Origin of the sequence: Aphanizomenon sp. UHCC 0183 (assembly GCF_009712065.1) — a bacterium.
GTDB classification, from domain to species: Bacteria; Cyanobacteriota; Cyanobacteriia; order Cyanobacteriales; family Nostocaceae; genus Dolichospermum; species Dolichospermum heterosporum.
The window spans coordinates 1-3,891 of the sequence record NZ_VILC01000157.1 but is presented as its reverse complement, the minus strand read 5'-3'; the positions used below and the strand labels follow the sequence as shown (position 1 = coordinate 3,891).

At 41.5% G+C, this 3,891-nt stretch carries 1 protein-coding gene and 2 pseudogenes; 2 read left to right on the top strand and 1 reads right to left on the bottom strand.

The window, feature by feature from the left end; all coding sequences use genetic code 11:
• Window positions 1–322 precede the first annotated feature (322 nt).
• Window positions 323–967, top strand: a complete 645-nt coding sequence (locus FJR37_RS25520) for a DNA-binding response regulator (protein WP_235335086.1) — start codon at window positions 323–325, stop codon at window positions 965–967.
• A 68-nt stretch (window positions 968–1,035) separates the two neighbouring features.
• Here FJR37_RS25520 and FJR37_RS25515 read toward each other — a convergent pair.
• A pseudogene (locus FJR37_RS25515) lies at window positions 1,036–1,644 on the bottom strand (Rpn family recombination-promoting nuclease/putative transposase); the annotation flags it as partial.
• 550 nt (window positions 1,645–2,194) lie between these two features.
• Here FJR37_RS25515 and FJR37_RS25510 point away from each other — a divergent pair.
• Window positions 2,195–3,740: pseudogene (locus tag FJR37_RS25510) on the top strand (group II intron reverse transcriptase/maturase).
• The last annotated feature ends 151 nt before the right edge of the window (window positions 3,741–3,891 follow it).

The following is a 3,891-nucleotide window of genomic DNA, read 5'->3' as shown; positions in this document are numbered from 1 at the left end:
TTATTACTTTATGGACATATAGCGAACTGCTTGCAGCAGCGCTTCGCTATCGCTTTGCTGGTCTTAGGTATTGCTTTTCACTATAACTAGTACACTGCGGCGTAAGTGAATGAACCATTTTCAAGCCTTGTAATCTATCAAATTTTCGGGAGCTTTTAATGGTCATGTTATTTCCGCCAAGCTGTACTAGCAACTTGGGTTAATAGGTGATAGAAATGATAATAGCAACACAACAACAAGAAATCCTTAATTTACGGGCATTGAATTTAACTCCCAAACAAATAGCTCGAAAACTAGTATCAAAGTATCAGAAGTCAATGCAGTGATTAAAAATCAAGTAGAACAAACGATATCGGAGCGATTAGCTTCAGGAGAATTAGACCCTATATATCAGTGTTTAGCAAGTGAGAATCTTGTCCAATTGTTATCAAGAATCCCAGCAGACAACAGCATCAGAAATCTGTTGACAAAAATCATACCCGTAAATAAAAATGATATTAATACCGGTTTAGGATTAGTAGTTATTGCCAGGGAAGCTCGATACAATAAAATCACCCTTTGTAGTTACCTTTTAGATATATGGTGCTTGGGTGTTAAAGATGCCATACCACCACGTACAGTAGACAGGATAAAGTTTCAAGAAGATGTAGCAGCATTATTTGATCTATTTCCCGGAGAACCGCAAGAGATTCCCCTTGAAGTTGCCCAAGGGATTATATTTAGTGCTTGTGAATACGCTCTAAGCTTAGGATTTCAACCACACAAAGACTTTGAAAAATCACGAGCGCACATTGGAGAATGGGATGGAACAATACGTATTGAATGTGGTTGCAATGGAAACCCATTTTATGTCAGCGGTCCCCACGATAACCCCACAAAAATTATGGAAATATTGAATAAAAGCAGGGGTGAAGGTAATTTTGATTTTATGTTTGGTTCAGACCCTGTTGAAGATGATTTTTGGTAAACCCAATCCTTGTAATCTTGGCAAGTATGATATCAAATGACTTGCCAATGACAAGTGACAAGCAATAATCATTCTTGTTGTTTTAACCAAACTTCCAAGTCTGCTATTGTTGCAAAATCAAATAAAACATTTCTCATGGCTTCTAATTTTGGTAAAGATAATACCTGAATTTCGGCTATTAGTGATGAATTAACGTCACCAAAGCGATAATTGAGAAAACTGGTAATCCATTTGACAGCTTCTTTTTTTTCACCTTTTTGTAAAATATCCTGATAAATTACTGATTCTTGCATAATATCCTCCCGTAAAAATTGGCGAATAACATCTTTTTCAAATTTCAAGCCCGCTAAAATCTCTGTACACCCTGCTATATTTTGTCTTTCTTCCCTATTAGGAATATTAGCAATTTTTTCAGCAACTTGCCCTAGTAATGTAGATGGTGAATTGGTGCGGGTCAGTGGTGCAAGTGGTAATAATGCCGGATTATCTAGAAATAATGCTGAATCTTGCTCCCACATCCTGATTACACGGTAGCGATGTCTGGTTGTTTCATCTCTAAATTCCTCTGTAAAAACTACTTCCTTATCAGTTTCTTGCAAAAATATTAATACCTGAATGACAGGACATTTATATTGACGTTTTAACCTGACAGAGTAATCTAACATTCGGAAATCTAGTGCGATTCGTTGTTAGCTGAATCACGGTTATAGTCCGTACATAAGCTAACCAACCCAGTCTAGAAATAGAGAAAGGTTGAACTCTCGGTCTGATATGGGTGTAAGTCCCATCTACCAGACTCAGGTATGACTCCCTATCTGCCTACGATGACCCGACTCGGTTTCGGGAGGTCGAAGCTAGGAACAGGGCGCAATCAGACATCCGTTGTGGGGTGACACTGGTGCTAATGGGGAGTTCCCACGGTGAAACAGAGCCTATAAAAGCGACTAACCGCAAAGCAGGACACAACAGCTAAACCTGACTTCATTGGAATTAATTCCCGCCGCATCCTTAGATTGATAGCGGTAAGAGTCTAGGGAATCCAGTAGTTGAATTGGCTACACCTAACGGAACTATCAATCAACCGAGGGAACGAATAAAAACGGGTTGAGGGTCTAAGGGCAGTCGAACCCTATAAGTAGGCTGGACGAGCAGCGGAACCCCCTCAATTCGGGTAGGACAGACCGTAATTGGTCTGAGGTGTTCAGAATACACAAATGGTCGCAGAGCATGATTAGACACAGAGACAACTCTAGTGAATCCTGGAAAACGTTACCTTGGAAGCAACTCCGCCGTAACCTATTCCGCCTACAAAAACGAGTGTACAAAGCGGTTCAAGTTGGAGACAAGCGTAAAGCAAAGTCCCTACAAAAACTGATTCTGAAATCCACCGCAGCAAGATTACTGGCTATCCGTCAAGTAACACAGCTAAATGTTGGGAAAAGGACAGCGGGAATAGACGGGAAAACCGCGCTCTCATTCGAGCAAAGGTTTGAACTAAGTGAAAAACTTAGGACTGAATGTAACGACTGGAAACACCAAGGATTACGTGAAATACCCATCCCCAAAAAGGACGGTAAAACCCGAATTCTCAAAGTCCCCACTATTGCAGATAGGGCATACCAATGTCTTATCAAATACGCATTAGAACCAGCGCACGAAGCAACCTTCCACGCTAGGAGCTACGGATTCAGGACGGGACGAGCAGCACATGATGCCCAAAAAAGTTCTGTTTTCTAACCTAAACTCTCGCGTCAATGGAAAAGATAAACGAGTTATAGAACTCGATATCGAAAAATGCTTTGACAGGATAAACCACACTGCCATTATGGATAAACTCATTGCTCCTTACAGCATAAGACAAGGAATTTTCCGATGTCTCAAAGCCGGAGTTAACCCAGAGTTTCCCGAACAAGGAACACCTCAAGGCGGTGTGGTAAGTCCGCTATTAGCCAATATCGCCTTAAACGGTATCGAAAGCATATATAAGAGCAAAGATACACAGGGGAGAGTAACAGAACCATCAATCCGCTACGCCGATGATATGGTAATAATACTCAGACCACAAGACGATGCAACAGAAATACTTGACAAAATCAGTCAGTTTCTAGCAGAGCGGGGAATGAAAGTCAGTGAGAAAAAGACAAAGCTAACCGCCTCGACAGATGGATTTGATTTCCTCGGCTGGAACTTTTTAGTCCAGAAAAACGGAAAGTTCAGATGCGTCCCATCAGTGGACAATTATAAATCTTTTCGCAAGAAAGTAAAACACATCGTCAACAACTCGAATTATGGTGCTACCACAAAGGCTGAGAAATTAGCCCCTGTAGTTAGAGGTTGGAGGAATTACCACCGCTTCTGCAAGATGGACGGGTCGCGTAACTCGCTATACCACATTCAACACAGAGCATTTAGGGTGTTCAATAAGGAAACTAAGCAAAACCGCTACTCTAGCAAGAAATTACTAGATAAGGCGTTCCCCTCAGTTCCCTACTCCGAAAACAAACACATCAATGTCAAAGGTGAGAAATCACCCTACGACGGAGATTTGAGTTATTGGAGCGAGCGCAACAGCAAGCTCTATAACAACGATACCTCTAAAGCCTTCAAACGGCAAAACCATAAATGTGGTCATTGTGGACTGAAATTGCTTAGTGATGAGAAGGTACATTTACATCATATAGATGGAAACCATAAGAATGGTAAAACCAAAAACCTTCTAGCAATCCACGAAAGCTGCCACGATTACATACACATGAGCAAAAGCGAAAGCTAAGAACGTCGGAAGCTGGGTGCAGTGAAAGCTGCACGCCCAGATTTAACAGAGAGGGGCGCGGGATAAGCGCGACTTGAAAGGTCGTTTAGGACTGAGAGCCGACTCTCCTAGAGAATTCACACTCTCTACCCTCATGTAAAAAGACTCCTTT